At 61.0% G+C, this 23,573-nt stretch carries 24 protein-coding genes; 7 read left to right on the plus strand and 17 right to left on the minus strand.

Features of this window, described 5'->3' with window-relative positions; genetic code table 11:
- Nucleotides 1-25: 25 nt before the first annotated feature.
- From AC4JJG_RS15310 to AC4JJG_RS15365, 12 genes are all read right to left on the minus strand, one after another.
- Entirely contained in the window at nucleotides 26-970 is a 945-nt protein-coding gene (locus AC4JJG_RS15310; RefSeq protein ID WP_495398589.1) for a pseudouridine-5'-phosphate glycosidase, read from the minus strand.
- Nucleotides 967-5,019 (minus strand): amino acid adenylation domain-containing protein, encoded by a 4,053-nt coding sequence (locus AC4JJG_RS15315; protein ID WP_495398588.1) that lies wholly within the window; start codon nucleotides 5,017-5,019, stop codon nucleotides 967-969. Before AC4JJG_RS15315 ends, AC4JJG_RS15310 begins: the two co-directional genes overlap by 4 nt.
- 19 nt (nucleotides 5,020-5,038) lie before the next feature.
- A complete protein-coding gene (locus tag AC4JJG_RS15320) occupies nucleotides 5,039-5,728 on the minus strand; it encodes an NAD(P)H-dependent oxidoreductase (RefSeq protein WP_495398587.1) in 690 nt (229 codons plus the stop codon).
- Between the two features lie 62 nt (nucleotides 5,729-5,790).
- Nucleotides 5,791-6,459, minus strand: a complete 669-nt coding sequence (gene upp, locus AC4JJG_RS15325; RefSeq protein WP_495398586.1) for a uracil phosphoribosyltransferase — start codon at nucleotides 6,457-6,459, stop codon at nucleotides 5,791-5,793.
- Between the two features lie 9 nt (nucleotides 6,460-6,468).
- The gene (locus AC4JJG_RS15330) at nucleotides 6,469-7,155 is read right to left on the minus strand and encodes a phosphoribosylanthranilate isomerase (protein WP_495398585.1); all 687 of its coding nucleotides are present in this window, start codon (nucleotides 7,153-7,155) and stop codon (nucleotides 6,469-6,471) included.
- Between the two features lie 27 nt (nucleotides 7,156-7,182).
- Complete coding sequence (locus AC4JJG_RS15335; protein WP_495398584.1) at nucleotides 7,183-7,863, minus strand: type 1 glutamine amidotransferase domain-containing protein; 681 nt, start codon at nucleotides 7,861-7,863, stop codon at nucleotides 7,183-7,185.
- Between the two features lie 24 nt (nucleotides 7,864-7,887).
- A complete protein-coding gene (locus tag AC4JJG_RS15340) occupies nucleotides 7,888-8,667 on the minus strand; it encodes an alpha/beta fold hydrolase (RefSeq protein WP_495398583.1) in 780 nt (259 codons plus the stop codon).
- Nucleotides 8,668-8,762: 95 nt separating this feature from the next.
- On the minus strand, nucleotides 8,763-8,996 hold the full coding sequence (locus AC4JJG_RS15345) for a response regulator transcription factor (protein WP_495405787.1): 234 nt from the start codon (nucleotides 8,994-8,996) through the stop codon (nucleotides 8,763-8,765).
- A 434-nt stretch (nucleotides 8,997-9,430) separates the two neighbouring features.
- On the minus strand, nucleotides 9,431-10,816 hold the full coding sequence (locus AC4JJG_RS15350) for an FAD-binding protein (RefSeq protein ID WP_495398582.1): 1,386 nt from the start codon (nucleotides 10,814-10,816) through the stop codon (nucleotides 9,431-9,433).
- Nucleotides 10,803-11,189 carry a VOC family protein gene (locus tag AC4JJG_RS15355; protein WP_495398581.1) on the minus strand — a complete coding sequence of 129 codons (387 nt, stop codon included), beginning with the start codon at nucleotides 11,187-11,189 and terminating at the stop codon, nucleotides 10,803-10,805. Before AC4JJG_RS15355 ends, AC4JJG_RS15350 begins: the two co-directional genes overlap by 14 nt.
- A gap of 26 nt (nucleotides 11,190-11,215) precedes the next feature.
- Nucleotides 11,216-12,436, minus strand: coding sequence for an MFS transporter (locus AC4JJG_RS15360; RefSeq protein ID WP_495398580.1), 1,221 nt, complete (start codon nucleotides 12,434-12,436; stop codon nucleotides 11,216-11,218).
- Between the two features lie 31 nt (nucleotides 12,437-12,467).
- A complete protein-coding gene (locus AC4JJG_RS15365; RefSeq protein ID WP_495398579.1) occupies nucleotides 12,468-13,094 on the minus strand; it encodes a mycothiol-dependent nitroreductase Rv2466c family protein in 627 nt (208 codons plus the stop codon).
- A gap of 39 nt (nucleotides 13,095-13,133) precedes the next feature.
- Here AC4JJG_RS15365 and AC4JJG_RS15370 point away from each other — a divergent pair, with 39 nt between their 5' ends.
- Complete coding sequence (locus tag AC4JJG_RS15370) at nucleotides 13,134-14,078, plus strand: LysR family transcriptional regulator (RefSeq protein ID WP_495398578.1); 945 nt, start codon at nucleotides 13,134-13,136, stop codon at nucleotides 14,076-14,078.
- A gap of 13 nt (nucleotides 14,079-14,091) precedes the next feature.
- On the opposite strand, the gene AC4JJG_RS15375 is transcribed toward AC4JJG_RS15370, so the two are convergent.
- Nucleotides 14,092-14,982: an IclR family transcriptional regulator domain-containing protein gene (locus AC4JJG_RS15375; protein WP_495398577.1), complete on the minus strand. Its 891-nt coding sequence runs from the start codon at nucleotides 14,980-14,982 to the stop codon at nucleotides 14,092-14,094.
- Between the two features lie 63 nt (nucleotides 14,983-15,045).
- Here AC4JJG_RS15375 and AC4JJG_RS15380 point away from each other — a divergent pair, with 63 nt between their 5' ends.
- Genes AC4JJG_RS15380 through AC4JJG_RS15395 form a run of 4 tightly spaced genes read left to right on the plus strand, consistent with a single transcriptional unit; the run spans nucleotide 15,046 to nucleotide 19,353 of the window.
- A complete protein-coding gene (locus AC4JJG_RS15380; RefSeq protein ID WP_495398576.1) occupies nucleotides 15,046-16,317 on the plus strand; it encodes a sulfotransferase family protein in 1,272 nt (423 codons plus the stop codon).
- Nucleotides 16,314-17,582 carry an alkyl sulfatase dimerization domain-containing protein gene (locus tag AC4JJG_RS15385; protein WP_495398575.1) on the plus strand — a complete coding sequence of 423 codons (1,269 nt, stop codon included), beginning with the start codon at nucleotides 16,314-16,316 and terminating at the stop codon, nucleotides 17,580-17,582. The genes AC4JJG_RS15380 and AC4JJG_RS15385 overlap by 4 nt, the downstream gene beginning before the upstream one ends.
- The gene (locus AC4JJG_RS15390) at nucleotides 17,579-18,334 is read left to right on the plus strand and encodes an SDR family NAD(P)-dependent oxidoreductase (RefSeq protein ID WP_495398574.1); all 756 of its coding nucleotides are present in this window, start codon (nucleotides 17,579-17,581) and stop codon (nucleotides 18,332-18,334) included. The genes AC4JJG_RS15385 and AC4JJG_RS15390 overlap by 4 nt, the downstream gene beginning before the upstream one ends.
- The gene (locus tag AC4JJG_RS15395) at nucleotides 18,331-19,353 is read left to right on the plus strand and encodes a zinc-dependent alcohol dehydrogenase (protein WP_495398573.1); all 1,023 of its coding nucleotides are present in this window, start codon (nucleotides 18,331-18,333) and stop codon (nucleotides 19,351-19,353) included. The genes AC4JJG_RS15390 and AC4JJG_RS15395 overlap by 4 nt, the downstream gene beginning before the upstream one ends.
- A 23-nt stretch (nucleotides 19,354-19,376) precedes the next feature.
- Here AC4JJG_RS15395 and AC4JJG_RS15400 read toward each other — a convergent pair whose 3' ends face one another.
- Genes AC4JJG_RS15400 through AC4JJG_RS15410 form a run of 3 tightly spaced genes read right to left on the minus strand, consistent with a single transcriptional unit; the run spans nucleotide 19,377 to nucleotide 21,430 of the window.
- A complete protein-coding gene (locus AC4JJG_RS15400) occupies nucleotides 19,377-19,862 on the minus strand; it encodes a hypothetical protein (protein WP_495398572.1) in 486 nt (161 codons plus the stop codon).
- Nucleotide 19,863: 1 nt separating this feature from the next.
- A complete protein-coding gene (locus AC4JJG_RS15405; protein ID WP_495398571.1) occupies nucleotides 19,864-20,709 on the minus strand; it encodes a cytochrome c biogenesis CcdA family protein in 846 nt (281 codons plus the stop codon).
- A 1-nt stretch (nucleotide 20,710) separates the two neighbouring features.
- A complete protein-coding gene (locus AC4JJG_RS15410) occupies nucleotides 20,711-21,430 on the minus strand; it encodes a DsbA family protein (protein WP_495398570.1) in 720 nt (239 codons plus the stop codon).
- Nucleotides 21,431-21,476: 46 nt separating this feature from the next.
- Between AC4JJG_RS15410 and AC4JJG_RS15415 the strand changes: the two genes are divergently transcribed.
- Together AC4JJG_RS15415 and AC4JJG_RS15420 are read left to right on the plus strand one after the other, a co-directional pair.
- A complete protein-coding gene (locus tag AC4JJG_RS15415; protein ID WP_495398569.1) occupies nucleotides 21,477-22,238 on the plus strand; it encodes a GntR family transcriptional regulator in 762 nt (253 codons plus the stop codon).
- Between the two features lie 188 nt (nucleotides 22,239-22,426).
- Nucleotides 22,427-22,912, plus strand: coding sequence for a hypothetical protein (locus tag AC4JJG_RS15420; RefSeq protein ID WP_495398568.1), 486 nt, complete (start codon nucleotides 22,427-22,429; stop codon nucleotides 22,910-22,912).
- Here the strand turns inward: AC4JJG_RS15420 and AC4JJG_RS15425 are convergent.
- Nucleotides 22,902-23,468, minus strand: coding sequence for a TetR/AcrR family transcriptional regulator (locus AC4JJG_RS15425; RefSeq protein ID WP_495398567.1), 567 nt, complete (start codon nucleotides 23,466-23,468; stop codon nucleotides 22,902-22,904). The two genes, AC4JJG_RS15420 and AC4JJG_RS15425, sit on opposite strands and share 11 nt — an antisense overlap.
- Nucleotides 23,469-23,573: the final 105 nt, after the last annotated feature.

The following is a 23,573-nucleotide window of genomic DNA, read 5'->3' on the forward strand; positions in this document are numbered from 1 at the left end:
GAGTCCTTCAGAACGCGGTTGCCGTTCAACGATGACCGATGGTCTCGGCATGTGCCGCAGCGAGTCGACCGCCGACCTTCGCCGTGCTGATCAGCACGGCCATGTTGGCCCGAGCTGAGCGACCTGCCGTCGCGCTGTCTACCGCTCGCATCACGTATTTGGTCACCGCCTGGCCATGTACGCCGTCGCGCTCTGCGGCGTCAAGGGCATCCGCGATCGCCAGATCTACTTCCCGGCCGTCAATTGCATCCTCGGCCGGGACCGGAGTAGTGATGACGAACGCACCAGGGTTGCGCAGCGCCCAATGACTCTCGATGGCCGAAGCGATCACCGAGTCGTCGTCCAGCCGGGCTGGGCTGCGGTGGCCGCTTGAAATACAGTAGAACGCGGGAAAATCATCCGACCGATACGAAACGACCGGCACACACTGGGTCTCCAGGTACTCAAGCGTCAATCCGAGGTCCAGGAACTTCTTGCCGCCCGCGCACACGACCGCAACCCTTGACCGGGTCAACTGGATGAGGTCGGACGACACGTCCATACTCTTATCGGCGCCTCGATGCACTCCTCCGAGGCCGGCGGACGCGAAGAAGCGAATCCCCGCAAGTTCCGCGGCGATCATCGAGGACGCCACGGTGAGAGCCCCCATTCGACCTTGCGCCAGAACCACAGACATATCTCTACTACTGACCTTCGGGATGTTCGAGGTTGAGGCAAATTTCTCGATGCCGGCGTCATCTAAACCGACGAGAATCTGGCCATCGGCAACAGCGACTGTCGCGGGCACGGATCCACCATCACGAACCGCCTCCTCTACTCTTCTCGCCGTTGCGGCGTTGTCCGGATAGGGGAGACCGTGGGTGATGACATTGGACTCCAGGGCCACGATCGGAGATCCTTCGTTGAGCGCGTCGGACACTTCTTCACTCAACCGAATCGGCACATCGCCCGGAGTTTTACTCGCCTTCATCGGCCTGCCACGATTCCGGGTCCATAATTCGGCACTTTACTCAGAATGTTTTTTCGATTGATAATCTCGGGAATATACACTGTTTCGTTCCAAAGCTCCTTTTCTATCGACTCTATAGCTATCGAAACTACACCCTCATCACAGCCGAACGCGTTACTCACCGCTTTGGTTAAGTCGGAGACGAGTTGGCTTTGTTGAGCACCGCTTAGCGACTTCGGCAGATGCTTCACATTCACGTGCGGCATAATCAACTCCTTACGGTCATCGATCATGCGGGACAGGAGTGCGGCCAGATCTGAAACGCCACTCTTCAAAATCGAATAGTGATCGGAATCCAATTCAGCAACCGATGGCGGAAACACTGAATATCCCGCGCTCCGATCCAGGAAGGAGTAGTCGTCGCCGCGCGCCTTCACGATCGACACCGGCGCGGCGATTCGCCGATCCGATAACTCGCGAAACGTATAATTGAACTCAAAGGTAATTTCGACTATCCGCATGATTCGCCGAATCATCTCGAGGTCAAGATGGGTGAAGTTGACATCAATGAAACGAGCGAAGCTCACGTCATCTACCGACTCGCGCAAGCATTGATCGAGCAATTCACCTGCGATTGACCCAGCAAAGACGGAAAACATGATCGTGACAAACGCGCGGTTACGGTAGTCAGCAACATGTTCTTCGTTGCCACCTCCGCAGCCGATCTTCGGAGACCCTGGTGCGATCAGAACAACATGTTCGACTTCTTCACCCAATTGCTCCAACTGGTACGCAGCCTCGAAGGCGACCCGGGCCCCGAAGGAGTACCCCCATAACATGTATGGGCCACTAGGCTGCATCTCGCGAATGAGACGTATATCCTCGGACGCCATGTCCTGGATCGTGCTGAACGGCACCTCACCTTCATTCACCCCGAGCGCCTGAACACCGTAGAAGGGGCGGTCGCCCCCTAACGAATCTGCCAATTGCCGGAGACTCATCGGATATCCACCAAGTCCGGGCCAGCAAAATATCGGCCTGCCCACTCTCGATTCCCGAAGCGGCACCAAACGAGACGAATCACTTCTGTCGGCGTTGATCCGAAGGGCAAGTTTCTCAATGGTCGGCTGGCGGAACAGGATTTGAAGCGGGAGGGTCGCATCCATCTGCCTGTTCAGCATATTGATCAACCTGACAGCGATCAGAGAGTTTCCTCCAATTGCAAAGAAATCATCGTGAACCGAAACCGAATCAATCTTCATCACAGACTTCCAGATGTCAGCGATGCGTCTCTCGGTGAGTGTGCGTGGGGGGATGATTGCCCTTAGACTATTCCGCACATCCGTCTTCGAAGACGCCAAGAGCGCCGCATTGTCGATCTTTCCATTTGCCGATTTGGGCAGTTCATCGAAGATCACGACCTTATTCGGGATCATATAGTCAGGCAACGATTTAACAAGGTCATCCCGAATCATTTCAGCCGGCCCCCGCATATGCACAACGTCCTCGTTCATACCCTCATGGGCACGCTGCTCATCGCTCACGCGACCACCCACAAAGAAGTAGGAGGGGCCAGAGGCCCGCCCGAGCGCCCCGAGGATCTTGTCGATCCGAGAAGCCGAAGGTAGCGGTGAACCTGTCTTGGAACTGTATCCAGATGACATGAATCCGAGGCCCGAGTTGTTCATCGATATCCGCTGCAAGGTGCGACCTAGGTCTATATATTGCCTCCACTCCTCGGATGTCCTGCTGATGACCGAAATCCCGATTCCGGCCCTGTCGTACACCGCTTGATTGATCGCAATAACGTCGTTTCGCTGAATCAATTCGGAGGATACGTACCGCAGGCTTCCTTCGCTGTAGATATACTGGCCGGGCTCCAGATCGACGACTCCACCCGGATGAACCTGGAGGTAGATCTCAGTTTCTTCGACATCCGGATCGCGATAAGGTACCAATTCGAAAGACCCGCAGTAGTGATCGTCGTAGTTTACATCGAGGCTGCTCTTTACTCCTGGCTCATGTCCGATACCAAGAATGCTGAGGCCGTAGCGCGGCATAACGTCCTCAAGCAGGCCAACCATATGCCCCGTCTCGATCTCGAGAACTTCCTTGATATTTGTCACGTAGACTGACTCAATTGCTCGCACTTTCCCCAAGAAGTGCAGTTTGATACTCAATTCGGACGAACCTGCAAGTTGATTAACCAGAACTATTTCGTGTCGGACCGGATCGAAGTAGTAGACACCAGGGATCAAGTCCTGAAATCCGGATATCTCAACATAGAGTTGGGTCGCATAGAGCGACCCCGGCGACGCGTAACCGTACTTGGGCAGAAGTCGCTCACTACTGGAGTGCGGTCCTAGGAATCGCAGGAGCTCACCGAGTTCGCCGAAGCCGATCTCACTGATGTCTCGACTTCCATCGGCGGACGGCGTTCGCCGCAACGTGTCGAGGATTTCTGCCTGGGAGACCTTCCCGCCTCCGTAGAACCGGTAGGTCTTGCGGGCGAATGCCTGTCGGCGCTGGAAGTTGGTCGCCGACTTCCCCGGCAGCTTGACGACGGGCTTACCGGCCGTTTCTTCCGGTGCGCGCAAACCGCCGTTTGATAACTGTGCCCGCACCTGGAGCCTGCTCGCCTTCGACTGATGGTGTGCCCCATGGTCTCCCTGATCCATGAGTACGGCTTCCTTCGAGTTCAGCTCTACACAGGCGATCAGATTCTGGTAGTCCGATTCGTGGTCAGCCTTCACGACCACGGCAGAGCGCCTGACCCAGTCGTGGGTCTCGATCGCCAACCGAATCTCGTCGAGTTCGACACGGTAACCACGTAGTTTGACCTGATTGTCGAGACGACCGACCACATAGAACGTTTCCGCGGTCCGGAAGGCCAGATCACCGGTCTTGTACAGCCGCTCATTCCAGGGAGGGCTGTTTACGAAACGCTCGGCTGTGAGCTCCGTCCTGCGTAAGTAGCCTCGCGCGAGTTGTATACCCCCGATGTGCAACTCGCCCCGTTCGCCCTCCGCAACCTCATTGAGCTGTTCGTCGAGTATGCGGTACCACGTACCGTCGACAGGCAAACCTATGGGAACCGCATTCGCCAGTGGCACAAGATTGTCGGCGGTCACTTCGAAGGACGAGGAATTGATCGTCGTCTCCGTCGGTCCGTATAAGTTGACCAGTCTGCACCGAGGCAGGATCTCCAGACACTGGGCCGCAAGCGCTTTCGACAGCAACTCACCTCCGGTGAATATCTGCGTCAGCGATGTGCACGAAGGCATTTCGTCACTGTCGAGCAGAGCCTGCAGGAGGGTCGGCACACATTGCAGCGTGGTCACGCCGTGCCCCTTGACCGTCTCGATGAGTTGCTCGGTATCACGATGAATTCCCGGCCTCCCCATGATCACTGTGGCACCGCACGCGACGGCCAGGATCTCCCACTGGGCAGCATCGAAGCTCATCGGCGTCTTCTGCAGGACACGTGTCTCGCGACTCAGTCCGTGCTTCGACGCAAGCCACCTCATCTGGCTCACCACACTTCGGTGTTCGATCATCACCCCCTTCGGCCTACCCGTACTACCCGAGGTGTAGATGACATACGCCAGATCAGTCGGGGCCGACCGCGCCGCCGCCCGTGGGAAACCTGCCGCGTCGTCTCGTGTGACGACCGTGGTCCCCTCAGGTGCCAAGGTTGATAGTCGGTCAGCCAACTCGGGCTGTGTCACGATCACCGATGCTGCCGTGTCTCTGATCATGTACCGCAACCGCTCGTCCGGATACTCTGGAGACAATGGAACGTACGCAGCGCCTGCGAAGAGCACCCCCCAGACGCCGACCATCAGATTCTGTGACGACTCGACGAACAGTCCGACACAGTCGTCGGTCTCCACGCCAAGATGTTCCAAATAGCCTGAAAGAGCCGAACTGCCACCGATCAGCTCGTTGAAAGTGAGATCGCCATCTTCGGATACCACTGCGATCGCGTCCGCATGATTCCCTGCCACATCGGCAAGCATCCCGGGCAGACTTTCGGACGGATAAACAGGCACCTCGACACGTGATTGCATCTGTTCTCCTATAGAATATTTACGGCGACGCCTGATGGCACGCCGCGGCCGCCGTTCCATACTTCACCGCAGTGGCTATCTCGACCATCCTGCGGGTTTGATGGGAGATGGCGAGAAGATTGTCCTCCGTCACCTTCTCCGCAAGCCTTCCCGGAACCGCCTGCCTCCCCGAGACAGAGCTGACTCCGTAAGGATTACCGTTACTTGGCGCTGTCTGAATATCGTGTGTAACTCCTGGTGGAACGATGATTCCGCCCCAGTGGTAGAACACATTGTTGAGCGAGAGAATCACTGACTCCTGTCCGCCATGTGGAGCACCGGTGGAGGTAAATGACGAAACGACTTTTCCAGCGATCCCGCCACGCGCATTCAACGGCCACGCCAGCTCGATAAAGTGCTTCAGTGGCGCCGCAATGAGTCCAAAACGTCCTGGACTACCAAGCAGAATCGAATCGGCCCAATCAAGATCGTCTACCGTGGCTACGGGAACATCTTTCATCGCCTCCGAATTCTCGCTCCAGGCTTTCGTCCACTCAGTGAACGACGGTGCCAACGAGTCGGTCACGTACTCCTGCACGCGGTGCATACGTACCTCCGCACCCACGGCCTCGCCCGAACGCGCGGCAGCTTCGGCAAGCTTATGAACATTACCGGTTCCCGAGTAGTAGATAATGGCAAGTCTAGTTGGCTCGATAGCCGCGTTTGACATCGTAATCATTCTCCTAGCCCGTTTCTCCTGTTTTCGGTTCGATACGACCAGGTCCCACGAAATCAAGTGAGCGCGTCAGTTCCAAAATAACGATCGCCAAAGTCTCCTATCCCCGGTTGCATGTATGCGTCCTCGTTGAGTCGTTCCTCGATGGATGATGTCACCATCTGAACTCTCGGATAACGCGCGTGAACGACTGCTATGCCTTCCGGCGCCGAAAGCAGGTTAACGAAGACGATGTGTTCTTCAGGCACTCCTCGATCGAGGAGGACCTCGATGGCGGCAAGTGCGGTGCCACCGGTGGCAAGCATTGGATCTAGCAACAGGACATGCCGGTCCGCGATGTCCAGTGGCAGTGCCGAATAATACAAATGAGGCAGCTTCGTGATTCTGTCCCGCTGAATCAGGATCTTTCCAATGCGGATCGACGGTGCGATGGCACGTAACTCCGCCTCCATGCTCTCGCCGGCGCGGGCGATCGACACACCACACACTTGTGGACTCGTTCGGAGGCCTGAGTAGGTGTGCCCAACCGGAGTCCGAACGTCGAATTGTTCGAACGGCACCAGTTCCAAACCGGCCTCCACCAACTGCCTGATTATTCTTCCCGAATTCAAAACGAACTTGTCTCGGCTTACCTCGATGTCGCGTATAACCGTGTGCAAGGCACGCAACTGCTTCGTCTGCGGCAGAAGATGTACCGGATGGCCTTTCGACGTCATATTTGTCATCGAACTCTCCTACGCGCTCGCAGCTATCCGGGCGAATGCTTGCCGCGCTTCCTCGACAAACTTCCGGACCTCAGTTCGATCTTTGCGTCCGTTCGCCGGATCTTCCAGGCCGGTGTGAGCATCCACCGCAGCCGGCCGGACTCTCTCTATCGCCGCTGCAACATTGTCGGCGCGCAGACCGCCAGCCAGCATCAGCGGTCGGGGCGACATTCGAACCAGTTCCGCGCTGATGTCCCAGTCGTGTACCAATCCTGTTGCCCCCTTCGCGCCGGTGGCCGGATTGAATGTATCGGTGATGAACATATCGACGTAGGCGGCAGACTCATGAACGACCGTCTTCAATTCTTCGACGTTGTCCGACGCAACGACAAGGCTCTTGAGTAGGAACAGGTCCGGCGCGATCGTTCGCAGCCGTCGCAATTCCTCGCGCGTCACTTCTCCGTGCAACTGCACCGCGGTAACACCGAGTTCTTCGCAGAAGGCTTTGATTTCATTGGCGTCGTCCAGGTAAGTAATCAACACGCCCTTGTTGTGTGGTTGAAGCGATTCGATGATTTCCCTTGCCTCGGCTTCGGACAAATCTTCGTTCTTGGCAGGCAATCGGAGTGCAAATCCGAGCCAGTCCGCTCCTTCTTCAACAATGAGGTTCGCCTCTTCCTGATCGATGACACCGGCCACCTGAATGAGGTGTTCCATAGGAACTCCTTCCGATCCTCGTCTTGGTTAGGTATTTTTCAGCTCTTTTACGACCAGTTGGGCAACAACCGCCGCGGACGCCGGGTTCTGACCTGTGATGACGCGCTGGTCGACCTCGGTATTGGCAACGAAATTCGGTGCCTTGCTGTGCAATGCGCCGCGCTCCGTCAAGCGATCCTCGAGGAGAAACGGCATGGTAGAAACCAGACCGAGAGACTCTTCCTCCTCATTGCTGAAAGACGTAAGACGTTTTCCCTCTATGAGGTATGTGCCATCCGGGAGTCGTAAATCAAGTAGTGCCGCCGGCCCATGGCACACTGCTGATACAATTCCTCCCCTCTGGTATATTCCTTCAGCCAGTCGCGCCAACTCGGATGACTTCGGAAAGTCCCACATCGCTCCATGCCCGCCGACGTAAAAGATTGCCGAATACGGTGCCGGCGAGACATCGGCGGCGGCCGCGGTCGCTTTGAGCTTCGCCTGTATCGTCTCGTCGGCCAGGAACGCCGCCACGGACGGGTCATTCTCTTCGCCCTCGAACACGACGGGCGGGGGCGTTCCACCGAGCACCGAGACGAAATCGACGTCATGTCCTGATGCCGCAAATACGTCGTAGGGGTGCGCAGCCTCGGAGACACTGTAGCCCGTCGGCGCGCCGGTATCGCCTAGTTCATCATGACTACTGACAGCAAGAAGAATTTTTGACATCGCAACTCCTACGTTGTCGATTCTTTACGGCTTCTGAATGAACTCTTGAATGACCTTTACTGCCTCATCGGGCTTTTCGAACAAGACCATATGGCCGCTGTCGAACTCGAAGTACGTGGCATTCTTGATCGAACTACTCAATTCACGCGAGTGGTGGGTCGGCACTGCGGCATCGGGGTTACAGCCGATCACCAGGGTCTCGGCTTGGATGTTGCCGACCAGATCACGGATATCCGTTCGTGCCAGGAGTTCCAACTGCCGGATCCGACCACTCGACGGGCTCAGTTCCGCACCCATTTCGTCAACCTGATCCAGGTCAGGAAGGCTGTTGATATATGAGGGACTGAAAGCCGTGGTGGTCAGGACGCGTCCGAACGCAAGCGGATCGTGGCGCTGACTGAGCGTGAGCCTGATCAGGTTCTGCATATAGGCGTCGGTCTTCACCAGCCCCCCGATCGGGATCAGCCGTCGCACCTGCTCCGGATAGAGTGCCGCGACAGCCGCCACGACGGCACCTCCGAGGGAAAAGCCGGCCAGATCGACCGGCTGGTCGCCGAGGTCCGCGATGATCGCCGAAACCTCCTCGGCGAGTTGCCGTATGGTCAGATCGCTACCGTCATCGATGGCCGCTTCGCTCCCCGAGAGGTCCGGTACAACTACCGTGCGGTGCTCGGAGAACTTCTCCACTAGATGTCCGAACGCGCTTTCGCCCCCCTTGCCGACACCGTGGACGAGAACGAGAATCGGTCCGGCCCCGGCGACCGTGTACTCGATCTGTGAGCCGCCGACATTGATTTTTGTCATTTCGTACCTTTCATCGTAGTTGTCTTCAGTATTTGTTCTTGGGCAAAGACGCGGTTGCCTCGGCCTGTGGGGTTTTACGCTGTCCACGGATACCGCTATGGCAATAGTTCAATCTCGTAACCTATTGCCACAGCGTGGGCGGACGTTCGGGCACCCAGTTTCCGACGGACCGAACATGAGTGATGTTTGACTGTACGGACAGTTATGTATAAGCGATCAGAAATCTCGGCGTTTGTGAATCCGCCGGCCACCAATCGTAGAACCTCGAGTTCTCGTTGCGTTAGCAGCATGGCTTCGCGTCTGTATCTGATCCGTTCGTTAATCAGCATCGTCCCCCCCTCTCTCTCAATCGGTATTTGGACAGTTCTGCTCAATCGATAGACTGCGGCGCGTCAGTAATGTTGCGTCTGGTCAGGTTGCGATTCGACCCGGTTATCTAAATGTTCAACTGAACGACCGGTGGACGGTTTAGTGGTTTATCACCAGTGCGATGCATACGACACTATCGCGTCCTGACAACTAGCACATTGTCCTATCGGACGAGGCCAAACGAACTACGCTATTGTTATGTCCAAATTGCGAACCTCGACGCAAACGTAATCACAAGCCAACCTATTCCAAGATATTGGTCGCTACCCAAGAGTTTCCGACAAGTTAACTCTCCGACTTGTGCGCTTTGTTTTAAATTGACGCTATCTGTCCATACAAGAATTGCCGCTGATGCTCTGCATCAGCGGCAATTTGCGGTGCCATGCTTCTTTGGTCAGAAGATCTCGTACCCCGGGGTCATCACCCCACGCGGATCGTACATTTCCCTGGCTTCGACAAACCTTTGCCACTCGGGACCGAAGTGTCTACACCAGTCATCGGCGGACATCGGAAACGCGCTGACTGGATTGAGAGTCCCACCCGCGTCTCGAATTCGTTCATATATTTCCCGATTGCCCCGGACCATCGCGGCCGCGGTCTCCGCGCAATCATCCGCAGGGAAGCGCATCAGGTTGAAAGCATAGGCCAAGTCGTCCTCCGGCATCCGGAAGAGCGGACTCTGTACGGCGGACCTGACGAGCGGCGCAAGCAGAACACGACCGTTGGCGCCTAGATCGTCCGGCGTCAGGATCTCCAACTCTGCGGATAACACTGACGACGCTGCGCTCGCTCCGACGAAGGTGAACAGCCACGGGTGCGGGTAAGTCCACTCCTCGTTCGAGCGCAGTCGTTCTTCAAAAGGTGCGAATCGGTTCGCGTACTCACGGAAACCCACTGTGACGGCGCTGACCCGTTGGCCCGACAGCCCTCGAAGCATGCGCTCCTCGTCAATCTCCGCCTCGTCCATCAGTGACGTCGAGCCGTCGATCATGTACGTCCATTGTCCCTGCGCATCGGCAACCACTGACCCCTGCACGTAGTCCCAGCGACCTTCGGCCACAAGGGTCTGCTGGTCAGCGAGCATGGATGGGAGGTCAGGGTAGGACTGCTGATAGCGTCGCACCGCTACCGGTGCGGGCTCGAGCTTGATGGTTGCACGCGTGATGATCCCGATCTGCCCAAGACCTGCCCGCACAGCGTCGAAAAGACGAGGCTCACGGTCGGCTGAGCACGTGACGATATCGCCAGTGCCGGTGACGAGTTCGAGTTCGAGCACTGTGTCGCTCTGCACTCCCGAGCTCCAACTGGTTCCGCCGACCCCTCCGATCGAGATCGTCCCGCCGACGGACAGTTCGAGGTACTCCGTCAGAACAGGTGGCGCCTGCCCCGTGGGGATGGTCGCATCAAGAACGTCGCTCCACTTCGCCCCGGCGTCCACCACGATTCGTCCGGGGGCAACGTCGTGGATGGTGTTATGGCAGGACATGTCGATGACCACGCCGTCATCGACCTGCGATCGGCCGTATACCGAGTGACGTTCGCCCTGGGCGGCCAGGTGTTTCCCCTCGTCCCCCATCCATCTCACAACGGAGGCGATGTCCTGGATCGAATGTGGCCGCAGCACGGCCGCCGGCAAGCGGTGGACAACGTGCCCAAAATCGACGGCAGCACGAGTGAGCACAGCCTTGTCCGTCAGCAGATCGCCCTCCAGATGAGGCGGCGTCATCCTGTCAACTTCCGTCGGCTCATCAGCGACCGTCGTCCCTTTATCCTTCGCCATCGGACCCGTAGCTCCGCAGTTCGATGACGTTCCCATCCGGATCATTGATGTACACCGACTCTGCTGAACCTCGCGCACCGAACCGACGTGCGGGGCGATCGGTCACGTGCCCAGGCAGCGATTCTGTCACTTCTCGCCAGTCCTCCGGAGATACCACGAGGCAGAAATGGTCGATATTCACTTCTCCTCGGTCTCCCTCGAAGAGGTCAATAATCGTACTCTCATTGATTCGCACCGAGGGGAAAGAGACCTTACCGGCGCGCCATTCATCGACTCTTTCACCTTCGAGTCCTAGAACCTCGGAATAGAATTTCAGTGACCGTTCCACATCGCTGACCCTGATGACCAAATGGTCGAAATCAATTATTCGCACTGGAATCTCCTCTGCAGATCAAGCGTTCACTCGCTGGTGACCAGTGCGCTGTCGGCCGCCGGTTTGCCAACGTCCGACTTGCGACGAGTATTCAACGCGACCAGCAGCGCCGCCGCTGTCAGTCCTGCCGCGAGCCAGACGACACTCGAGATCCCCAGATTGTTGACGAACAGTCCACCTATAAGTGCTCCGAGAGCGATCGAGATATTATATGCCATGGTGTTCAGTGACATTGCCGCCTCAAATGTATCTGGAGCAGCACCAAGCATCATATTGACCTGGCACAGATTTGCGGCGCCGAAGGAGAACCCCCACAGAGCCAGCGAAACGGTCAATCCCACGACGTTACTTCCGATAGCAAGAAGCAGCATCATCGAGATCACGAGTCCAGTACACGCGAGCACAAAGGTTGCCTTCAGATGCTTCTCAACAGTATTTCCGGCAACGAAGTTTCCAATGGCTCCCCCAACACCGAATACGATCAGTAATGTGGTGATCATTGCGGCTGATATAGATGCCCGATCCTCCATGAACGGACGAATGAAGGTATATGCGGCGAAGTGTCCGAGCACGTACAGAGTGACCGTGAAGATCACGACCCGTAGCCGTACATTCGTCAGTGGCAATAGGATGACTTCTCGCACCGAGACCGTATTCTCCGACGGCAGCGACGGTACCAGTGCGAATACGGCGACGAAGACCGCAGCACTCAACGCGGCCCAGATGAGAAAAGTCACGTGCCATGAGCTGATGCTTTCGAGGTAGGTGCCCAACGGCATACCCACGACAGTGGCGATCGACATGCCGGACAGCACGACGGCCGCGGCCTTGCTCGCCTGCCGCTCAGGAACTAGGCGCATGGCCATACTGACTCCGATCGCCCAGAACATGCCGTGTGCGAAACCCATGATCAATCGAGTGACCAGCATGACCGGGAAGTTCGGTGCGATCGCGGTGACGAGATTTCCGATGGCCAGAATCGCTAGGAGAACACATAGGAGCGTGTGCCTATTGACTTTCCTGCTCCAGGCCACCAAGAAGGGAACACCAATACCGGCGGACAGGCCGTATAACGTGACCATCACGCCGACAACCCCCACCGACACACTCAGACTCGCACTCACAGGCGTCAGTAGCCCTATCGGCATGAGTTCGGTCGTGACGAAGATGAAAAGGCTTGCGGTAATCGCGGCCACTCCAAGCCAGGGCTTGATATTCGACCGTTCTTGACTACGTTGAGTGAGCATCACATTCCTTACTGTCCAGGGGCAGCGAGATTCAGTCGAAGACTGCCTCGCGGTCACGATTTCGTTTGAGTTCGAAGAATCCATCGGTACCAACCACGGCGAGTACGCCATCCCATAGACGGCCCGCCGCCTCGCCGCGTGGAATTGGAGTGACGACCGGGCCGAAGAATGCAAGCGGGGGCCCGTCACCCGTCGGTACATGAAGAACAGGAGTACCTACTTCGGCACCCACTGGGTCCATCCCGGCATGGTGACTCGCGCGCAATGGAGCGTCGTAACCGGGATCGTCTGCCGCATCAATAAGACTCGCCGGCAATCCGGCCCGGTGAAGCGCGGCTGACATCATTTCTTGGCCCAGGCCAGCCTCTTCCTCATGGATCAGCTTTCCCATCTCAGTGAAGAGCGGACGCAAGGTTTCATTTCCGTGAGACTGTTCGGCTGCGATGCACACCCGAACCGGCCCCCAGCCTTCAATCATTCCGCGCTTGTATTTATCGGGTACTTCACGCCCTTCATTGAGCACTGAGAGACTCATCACGTGGAAGCTTGTTCGCACGGGACGAATGCGCTCTACCTCAAGTAGCCATCTCGATGTGATCCATGCCCATGGGCAGCGGGGATCGAACCACATGTCAAGGTCCAAGATCGGAGGATTCATATGTCCATCGTCGCCGCGCATGATCTATGAGTCCAATACATGTTTGTCACAGCTTCTATGCTGATGCACGATAGATACGTGGAACTACAGCAAATGCGTTACGTTGTCGCGGTCGCGGAGACGAACAGCTTCACCAGAGCAGCCGAACAGTGCCTGGTGGTGCAATCCGCGCTCAGTCATCAGGTCGCACGCCTCGAGCGTGAGATCGGTGCACGACTGTTCGAGCGGACGAGCCGACGCGTAAGGCTCACCGCTGCAGGCGCTGCGTTCTTGCCGGCGGCCCGCGAATGCCTCGCTGCCGCCGAACGCGCGACTGTCGACGTCGCCGCCGCCATCGGAGTGATTCGTGGACGACTTGCTGTGGGGCTTATCCCTACACTCGCGGCAATCGATATCCCCGCAGTGCTACGCGAATACCGAATCGAACACCCGGACGTCCGGATCGTCCTGCGTGTTGGCGCCAGTGAAAGCCTGATCGAGCAGGTGAAGGACGGGACGATCGAGGTCGCGTTTCTCGGGTTGCCGGTCGGCGCACGCCCCGACGGCGTCAATGTGCGAGAACTCGCCCGCGACAAGTTGGTTGCGGTCGTTGCGCCCGATCATCCGTTGGCGAACGAGGAGGTGACAACCCTTGACCGACTCTCGTCCGAGGTCTTCGTAGACCTGCCCGAGAAGACCGCCGGCCGTGAGCAGTCCGACCAAGCGTTCTCCGCAGCCGGGTTGACTCGAGACGTGGCGTTCGAGGTCACTACTGTCGACTTCATCATGGCCCGCCTGATCCGGCAGGGTCTGGCCGTCGGCATGTTGCCGTCCGCATACGTCTCTCAGCTCACCGGCGTGACTACGATCGAGGTCGCCGACGCACCGGACCGTATTGAATACGTGATCTGGAATCGCACGAGTTCGCCTGCGGCAGCAGCTTTCCTGGACGGACTGAGTATCTCGTCATCCACTCAGCCGATTGAGCCAGCATCACCCACATAACAGGATCTCCACTTCAGGCCGAGACCGCTTGCGCCAGTTGCCGTCCGATGGCATCGATCCGGCTGGGGCTCAACTTGATGAACGGCTGAATGATCAGCGACATGGGTGCGCCGCCGGGCTCGTCCGGTGGCACCGGAACCGAGATGGTGGACACGGGAATCTCTGTGGCCGAATCCATTTCGTGCGCCGTGACATCGACCGTCACCAGTTCCGCATAAGCCTTGACGACCCCGGCGGAGATCTCGTCGCCGCCGGGGGCCGCGCCCATAGCCCGCAGTGCCGCATACACCTGAACCAGAGGGCGACTCAAGCGTTCGACGACATAGCCGCGCTCGCGCACCGTCTCGAGAACCTCATCCATCCGGTGACGCAGAGCGTCGGTGCCGCTCGGCAGTGCCGACAACCAGTGCTCGCGAGTCTCGTCGTCCGCCCAGGCGACGTACTCCCGTCCGAACGGGGCGACAAAGGGCAGTCGCATTCCGGCGACGGTGGCAGTAGTGCCGACGGGTTCGACGGTCTCGACGATCGCGAGAGAGTTCTCGTGAAGAGCCGCCAGGCACAACGGCATACCGATCTCGTCGGCCAACCGGCGCATCACCGGCCGGTAGCGATGGACCGGCGTCGCACCGGCGACCAGCATCGACGCGAAACGATCACCGAGTGAGTAGCGGGTGTCCCGCCGTTGCGCCCACCCATAGGCCACGAGGGTTCGCAGAATCGCGTGCCCCGTGGCGCGGGTGATCGACAGATCCCGGCACGCCTCACTGAGAGTGAACGCGGCACGCGGATCCCGGCTCAGCAGTTCCATCATCCCGATGACCCGCGCCGTCGGCGGTGACGCGCCTTGCGCTGCCTGCCGCGTATGCGCGGTCGCCTCTACATCCCCCGGCTCTTGACGACTCATGCAGACATACCTACAGTGCTTCCGAATTTTCAACAACCCCGTTCGAATAGTCGAAAGGCACCCATGACGGACACACTGGCCATCGACGACCTACGGGACCCCGTCCTCACCGATTTTCAGCGCCAGGTCCTCGACCACACGGAATCGCGGACGGTCGAACTCGACGCCGACCGGATCCTCGACAAGGCGCGCCGGATCACCGGCCTCGACGACCTCGCGGCCGACGACGGTCTCCGGGAACGCCTCGATCGGCACCTGGAAGCCATCGACGCCGACACCGACCTGACTCAGCTGAACCGCCTGACGTTGCGCAATCGGGTCACCCGGCTGCTGAGCAACCGGCTGCGACTCAACGAACTGCTGCGTCTGCACCCGGAAATCGAGGACATCCAACTCGCGCCGCCGATCGTGGTGGTCGGCCTCCCGCGTACCGGGACCACCCACCTGGTGAACCTCATCGCCGCCGACCCGGCGCGACGGTGCCTGCCGTACTGGGAGAGCCAGGAGCCGATCCCGATTCCCGGCGAAGGTCCGGGCCCCGACGGACTGGACCCGCGCTACCTGCGAGCCCGGGCAGAACACCAGATCGTCGCCGACACCGCACCGCTGACCGCGGCCATGCACGACCGGTTCCCCGAAGCCATCGAGGAGGAGTGCGAACTCCTCGACCTGGACTTCGCCGGCTACACACTGGAATGGCATGCGCGAGTGCCGAAATGGCGTGACTACTACCTCACGCTCGACCACGATCAGCACTACCGCTACCTGGAGAAGGTCCTCAAGGCCTTGACCTTCCTGCGCGGCCCGGCCGCCTGGGTGCTGAAGACCCCGCAGCACAGCGAACATCTCGGCCCCCTGATGCGTACCTTTCCCGACGCCGTCGTCGCATTCACCCATCGCGACCCGGCCGCCGTGCTGCAGTCGGCGATCACGATGCTCGCCTACGGCGACCGGATGCGCCGGACGTCCATCGATCCCGAAGGCCTCGCCGCCTACTGGTCCGATCGCATCGAGCAGATGCTCCGAACCTGCGTGAACGACCGTGATCTCGTGCCTGCCGAGCGCAGCGTGGATATCGGCTTCCACGAACTGAACAATCGCGAGATCGAGATCGTCACCGATCTTTACCGACGCGGAGGTATCGAGATGCCGCAGGCCACCGTCGACGCCCTGACCGGCTACCTATCCGACAACCCGCGCGGCAAACACGGACGCATGCAGTACCGGCTCGCCGATGATTTCGGTGTCTCCCCCTCCGCTCTCCGGGAACGTTTCGGCTTCTACTTCGACAGGTTCGACGTTCGCGTCGAGGACATTCCGGAGGCCGGCGCATGAGTACGGATCGCTACGACGTCGGGAACAGAGGGATCTGGCGGAACCGTCCGGGCGCCGACGCGATCACGGCAACCTGCCAGGACGCGGCCGTCGAGGTGGCTCCGGACGTGTGGGAGGCGCAGGGACTCTCGAATTCCTACCTGCTCACCACCTCCGAGGGGCGCGTGGTGATCAACGCGGGCATGGGCTTCGAAGGGCCGGTGCGACGACAGCTGTTCGACGCCGTCGACGATTCGCCGATCCGGTATCTCATTCTGACGCAAGGACATTTCGATCACGTGGGCGGTACGTGGGCGCTCACCGACGACACGACGCAGATCGTGCGCCAGGCGCAGTGGGAGCAGTGGAACACCGACAACGAACGTCTCGGCGCCTTCCGCGCCTCGAACTCCGCATTCGCCTGGGCCGACAAGGTGAACGACGGCATCGCACACCTCCGGCAGCGCCTCGGCAGCTCACGCTGGGAGCAGAGCACGCCGGGAGCCGACATCGTCGTCGACGACACACTGTCGCTGACCGTCGGGGAACGCACCCTGGAGTTGATCGCGGCGCCGGGCGGAGAAACTACCGATGGCCTGGTGGTGTGGCTGCCGGAGGAGAGTGTGTGCCTGTGCGGCAATGCTTTCGGCGCACTCTTCGGCCATGTCCCCAACCTGGTCACCATGCGAGGAGACCGCTACCGCGATCCGCTGGAGGTGATCGCGACCATCGAGCGTATCCGCGCGCTCACCCCGGAGACCCTGGTGACCGGTCACTTCGAGCCCATCTACGGGGCCGATGTCATCGCTCGTGAACTCGACCGGCTTCGTGACGGCGTGGCATACATTCACGACGAGACCCTGCGAGGTATGAACGCGGGCAAGACAGTTCAGCAACTCATGCGTGAGATCACGCTGCCCGATCACCTCGATCTGGGCGAGGGCTACGGTAAGGTCGCCTGGAACGTGCGCGCCGTCTGGGAGATGTACGCGGGCTGGTTCCACCATCGGACGACCACCGAGTTGTACCCCTTCCATCACAGCGACGCCGCGGCAGACCTCGTGGATCTCGTTGGCGCGCATGCTCTCGCCGACCGGGCACGGGCGGCGTTGGAGGACGGTGATCCGCCACGGGCCGTACATCTCGCCGAGATCGTGCTGGCCGTCGAACCCGACCACACCGAAGCCCGCGATGTCAGCCGGTCCGCCCACCAGCGCCTGGCCGAATCGAGCACCAACTTCTGGGAATCGGCATGGCTGACAACGCGCATCGAGGAGCTGTCGTGACCGCAACCAACAGCGTCCGTTTCGATTTCGACGGCGCCACCGCACTGGTGACCGGCGGAACCAGCGGCATCGGCCATGCGACGGCCCGCCTCCTGAGCGCTGCCGGCGCGTCGGTGACCGTGACCGGAACCAGAACGGCGGCAACCGACTACGACGTCGACCTCACCGGTCTCCACTACCGCCGGATGACCGCCGATGAACCTTCGGGAATCGACGACCTGGCAGCCTCCTTCGATGCGCTCGACATCCTCGTCAACTGTGCGGGCGCCAACTTCCCCGGCGGACTGGACGAGTCCACCGCCGAGGGGTTCGCGGCGTCGGTGCAACTCAACCTGCTGGCACCGTATCGGCTAACGGTCGCACTGCATGCCGCACTTGCGGCGTCCACGATGACGGGCGGCGCCAGCGTGGTGAATCTGGCATCGCATTCGGCCTTCCGTGCGGTGCCCCTGGTACCGGGGTACGCGTCGGCGAAGGCGGGGACGGTGGCGATGACCCAGAATCTGGCAGCGAAGTGGGCCCGCGACGGCATACGGGTCAACGCGGTGGCCCCGGGCCTCATCGACACACCCATGACCGCGCCCATGACCGCGTTCCCGGAGATGGTGGAGAATGAGATATCTCTGATTCCGTTGCGCCGCATGGGCACCCCGGAGGAGATCGCGAATGCGATCGCGTTCCTCGGCTCCAGCGGATCGGCCTACACCACAGGATCGGTCGTACACCTCGACGGCGGGAGACAAACACTATGACGGACGACGCGACGACACGCCGTGCGCGGATTCACGGCCCCGCCGATCTCCGGGTCGACGACATCGCCTCCACCGAAGTACCTGCGCGTGGCGCTCTTGTCGACGTCGCCGCCTGCGGGATCTGTGGCAGCGACCTCACGTACCTTTCATTCGGCGGCAACGGTATGACAACGGGCCCCATGGATCTCGGACATGAGGTGTCCGGGACGATCCGCTCCGTGGGCGGTGAGGTGACCGGCTTCGCCCCGGGCGACCGCGTGGTGATCTACCCCGGCGACGATCGGACCGGCCGAATCGGCAACGGCGCCCCCGGCGGGGGTCTCGCGGATGTGCTCCAGGTGACCGATGCGCAGGTCCAGTTACGTCACATCCCGGACGATCTGCCGCTGAACATCGCCTTCCTCGCCGAACCCCTCGCGGTCGGGATGCACGCGGTCGAGCAGTGCGACGTGGCTCCGGATGATCAGGTGGCCGTATTCGGCTGCGGGCCGATCGGTTTGGCGGCCATCGCCACACTGGCCGACCGCGGCGTAGGGGGCATCGTCGGCATCGATCCGTCGAAGACCCGGCGCGACCTGGCCCGCGCGCTCGGTGCGAGCGCCACCATCGACCCGACCACCGACGACGTGTGGAGCGAACTCGAGCGCGCACACGGCTCGGCACCCGCGATGTTCGGTACCCACGTCGCTGCCACCACCGGGTTCATCGAGGCGACCGGAGTCAACTCGGTACTCACCGACATCATCGACCGATGCGGCAAAGGCGCCACGATATCGGTGGTCGCACTGCATTTCGAACCGGCCCCGGTCAGCTTTCTCCAGGTGCTGATGAAGGAGCTGACCATCCGCGGATCCATGGAATACCCGGAACGCTTCGACGATGCCATCGACCTGCTGAGCCGACGTGATCTGTCCGCAATGGTCACTCATCGGTTCGATCTCGACCACCTCGACGAGGCCGTCGACATGCTCCGCAACTCGCGCGAGTGCGGAAAGATCGCGGTCACACCGACTATCTGACCGTCCTCCGGCGACCCCTCACCTCAGCCTGCGACACATGCCTTTTCGCGGCTGAGCCGCACGGCGAGCGCCCAGGCGAGCAGGACGATCGCCGTGACGGCGAGGAGCGGTTGCACCGGGGCGAAGTACTGCATCGCGCCGGTGTACCCGAGAACCACAAGCACGAGTTTGTTGCAGACCGGGCAGCCGACGGCGAAGAAGGTGACGACGGCGCCCGCCATCCCGAATCGGGACGCGCGACGATCCTCGGTCTGATTGTCGCGGCGGGCCACGTAGGTGGCGGCAACCAGCCCGGCGAGGATCGACGTCACGATGAGGACCGGCCACGCCCATGCGGTGGTGGGGATCTCGCGACCGAAGAACGGGGTGGGGATCATCGCCGTCGGTACCGCGGTCACGACGACGGTCAGCGCGGCGACACCCACCGCGACGAGCCATCGGCGGGCGGGCCAGTCGGCAGGCGATCGCCAGAAGTCGCGGGCGGGCATCAGATTGTCGAAGCGTGCCACGTCAGACCACCTCTCGCACAGCATCATCGGATTCCGGAGTTCGGCGCCGCATCCACCACCAGCCACCGAGTGCGGCGAGAACGACGAGGGCCGCCAACACGAACCACAGGTCGGATACGCCGCTCGACCAGGTCACCAGCTTCGACTCCGCTTCGTACTGCGTACCGATGGAGACGATGCCGCCCAGTGATGCCGTGCCGTCACTCAGGAGCAGGAGAACACCGATACCGATGGAGAGCAGACCGGCGATCACCATCGTGACGGTATTGCGCCACGGCCCGATCGAGATCTCCCTCGGCCGGACGATCGCACGGATGCGGGTGCCGAACCGCTGCCACACCATCGCAAGGACGAACAGGGGCACCACCATTCCCAGCGCGTACAGCGCGAGGACCACCGCACCGTAGGCGGCCTGCCCTCCGACGGCGGCCACCATCAGCACCGAACCGAGGATCGGACCGGAACATGCACCGGCGACGGCATACACCGCACCGAGCGCGAAAACCGATGCGACAGAGGCACGGTCGGTACCGGGATCGTCGGTGCGGCTCAGTCCGGGGATGGGCAGCCCCGATATCTGCCACAGGCCCAACACGATCACGACGACCGCCGCACCGACGATCAGCAGATGACGGTTGGTGGTGAGCAACGAACCGAAGGCGCCGGCGAACACGCCGAGCGGGATGAGCGTGGCGGCCAGGCCGGCGTAGAAGACGGCGGTGCGGCCGATGAGGGCACGCGGATTGGTGAACGCGTATGCGAAGAACGCGGGCAGCAGCATCACCGAACACGGACTCAGGAGAGTGAGGATTCCACCGAGAAACGCTCCCGCATAACCGATGTCCATGTCAGCCTTCGCCGCTGAGCTTCGCGAGTTCCTTGTCGATGGCGTCACGGAAGGCCTCGATCGGCTGCGCACCGAAGAGCGGCGTCGAACCGATCAGGAATGCCGGTGTGCCCTGTGCACCAAGGGAACCCGCTTCGCGCGCGTCGGTGTCGACGGCAGCCCGCAGTTCCGGATTGTCGAGGTCCTTGGTGAATCGATCGAGATCGGGCACCCCGACCTTCTTCGCCCAGCCCAGCACCCGCTCACGGTCGATCTTCAGGTGCCCGCGTTCGGGAGCGTCCGCGTAGACCGCTTCGTGATACTCCCAGAACTTGCCCTGCTCGCCCGCCGCTCGGGCCGCCATGGCGCCCAGCAGCGATTCCGGTCCGAACACCGGCAGGTCACGTCGCTCGTAGCGGAGCTTGCCGGACTGGACGTAGTCGCTGATCAGCTTCGGGAGCGTATTCCGGGCGAAGACCCCGCAGAACGGGCAGCGATAGTCCGAGTACTCCACCATGACGAGAGGCGCACTCGCCCGGCCCAGCGCGGTAACGTCTTTCGCGTCGCGACGCGCTACGCCGTACTTGTCCTCGGCCTGGGCTCCGGCCGGAATCGCACCGGCGCCGGGCTTGTCGGCGTCTCCCCCGGAGTCGCGGGTGGTCACGGCGATGACACCGATGAGGACGAGAACGACGGCGACAACACCCGCGATGACGAGTGGCCGCTTGGCGGATGCCTTCATGCGGACTACGGTACGAAATGTATATACATTCAGCAAGGAGTGCAGCGTGACGCCTCGATGGAGGGTGATCTCCACCGAACTCGAACGCCGTCTGCGTGACGGCGACTACGCCGACGGCTTCCCCGGTGAGCTGGCATTGTGCGCGGAGTTCGACGTCAGCCGCGGCACGATCCGCCAGGCGTTGCGCCCGCTCCGCGAACGCGGGTTGGTGACGGCCGGCCGCGGGCGGCGACCGCACGTCGTCGACACCGCGGGCAGCGAGTCCTTCGGCCCCCTCTACAGCCTGCATGAGGCCATCCGCGCGACCGGCGCCGAGCAGTTCTCCGATGTGCTGAGTCAGACGATCGGCGAATTCCCGGATATCGCAGAGCTTCTCGGGCTGCCCCTCGATACCCGCCTGTTCCATGTCATGCGCGTCCGCATGGTCGACGACGTCCCGTTCGCCGTCGACCGGGTGTGGATCGACGCCGGGGTCGCGGGACCATTGGTCGACGAAGATCTGACCCGCTCGGGTATCTACGAGCGGCTCCGCGACGTGTGCGGCGTGGAGTTGGAGGGCGGCACCGAGCGCACCTGGGCGGTCACGGCGTCCGACGACCTCGCCACCCACCTGCGGATCTCCCCCGGCGACGCCGTGCTGCGTACCCGGCGCATGGGATGCCTCAGCGGACGACCCGTCGAGTTCCGCGACACCCTGGCCGCCGGCTCGCGCATGACGCTCATCCACGAGTTCGGTGATCGCAGCGCCCTGGTCGATTGCGGCCGGAAGGCCGGCCCCCCGGCCGATCTGCCCCTCGAGTTTCCCTGACCGACAAGCCCGCGTTCCGCGGAACGCGACACATAACCACATCGAGGCCACCTGACCTGCACGAAGGGCACTCCGACGTCCGTGCAGCCCCCGCTCCACAACTTGCGATTGCCCGCAATGCCCGATTGAGTGGTCGTTAGCCCGCCAAACAACCGGCGGGGCAACGGCAACATCGAGGAGCGAGAAGTATGCGGAAGACGAAGCAGATCGCGGCCGGAATCGTGGTCGCAGCGGCGAGCGCGGGCGCAGTGCTGATGGGCGCGGGCGAGGCCTCGGCCTGGCAGTCCGGCAAGACGCTCGCACCGAAGGGATCTGTCGTCGACGGCGATCTCGTGGTGAAGATCAAGAACAACCGCGGCGAAGACCTCGAGTGCACCGTCCGCACCTACGCCGGCGACAAGGCACCCGTGGTGCAGACCATCGCCGACCTCGGCAACATCCTGAACCGCCTGACCCCGGGTGAGGATGACTTCGACGAGGCCGCCACCAAGTTCGCCGAGACGCTGCCGTTCCTGGGCAAGCCGCTGGCGAAGTCCGACGTCGAGATCAAGAAGGGCAAGTCCGGCGAGGTCACCTACGAGAAGGCCAAGGGCGAGGAGTTCGCCGTGTGGACGACCTGCAACGCCGACAAGGTCGACGACACCGATCACACGGGCATCGTCGTCAAGAGCTGACCGGATCTCCGAAGGCCGCCAACAACATTCGGGCGGCAGTGTCGATGAGGCGCGACCGATCGGCCCGTGGTGGACGCAGCAGAGCGATCCGCAGACACAGGCTGGCGGTCGCGCCCATCGTCATGAAGACCAAATCGTCGATGGCCGAGTCGTCGAGATCCGGCCGTAGCCGGGTCGGCAGGATGCGCGCCAGCGGCAGCAGCGGCCCCTCGACCTCGGCCCAGGCATCCCCCAGTTCCACGGACTGAGCACTCGACGCGGCGCGCAACACGGCGGCATGCTTCTCGAAGGCCTCCGTCAACGTCTCCACGACGATCACCATCGCGTCCATCGGCTCGTCCCGATCCATCGCGCGGCCGATGCCGCCCGCCAGCGCCGCGGTGATGTCGTGAACGGCCCGCAGGCGCAGTTCTTCGACGATCGCGTCGATATCCGCGAAGTACCGGTAGACCGTGCCGATACTGACGTGCGCCTGTTCCGCGAGCTGCGACGTCGTCGGCACACCCGATCGTCGCGCGAGAAGAGCGACCGCAGACATGAGCAAGTGTTCTCGCATCTCTCGCCCACGCTGCTGACTCGGCGCTCGACGAACTCCGTGACCTTTGGGTTTAGTTCCACGCGCGGGGCTCATAAAAAGTGAATAGTAGGTGAGAATCCTTCG

It is taken from the genome of Gordonia sp. B8661-1 (assembly GCF_059427765.1).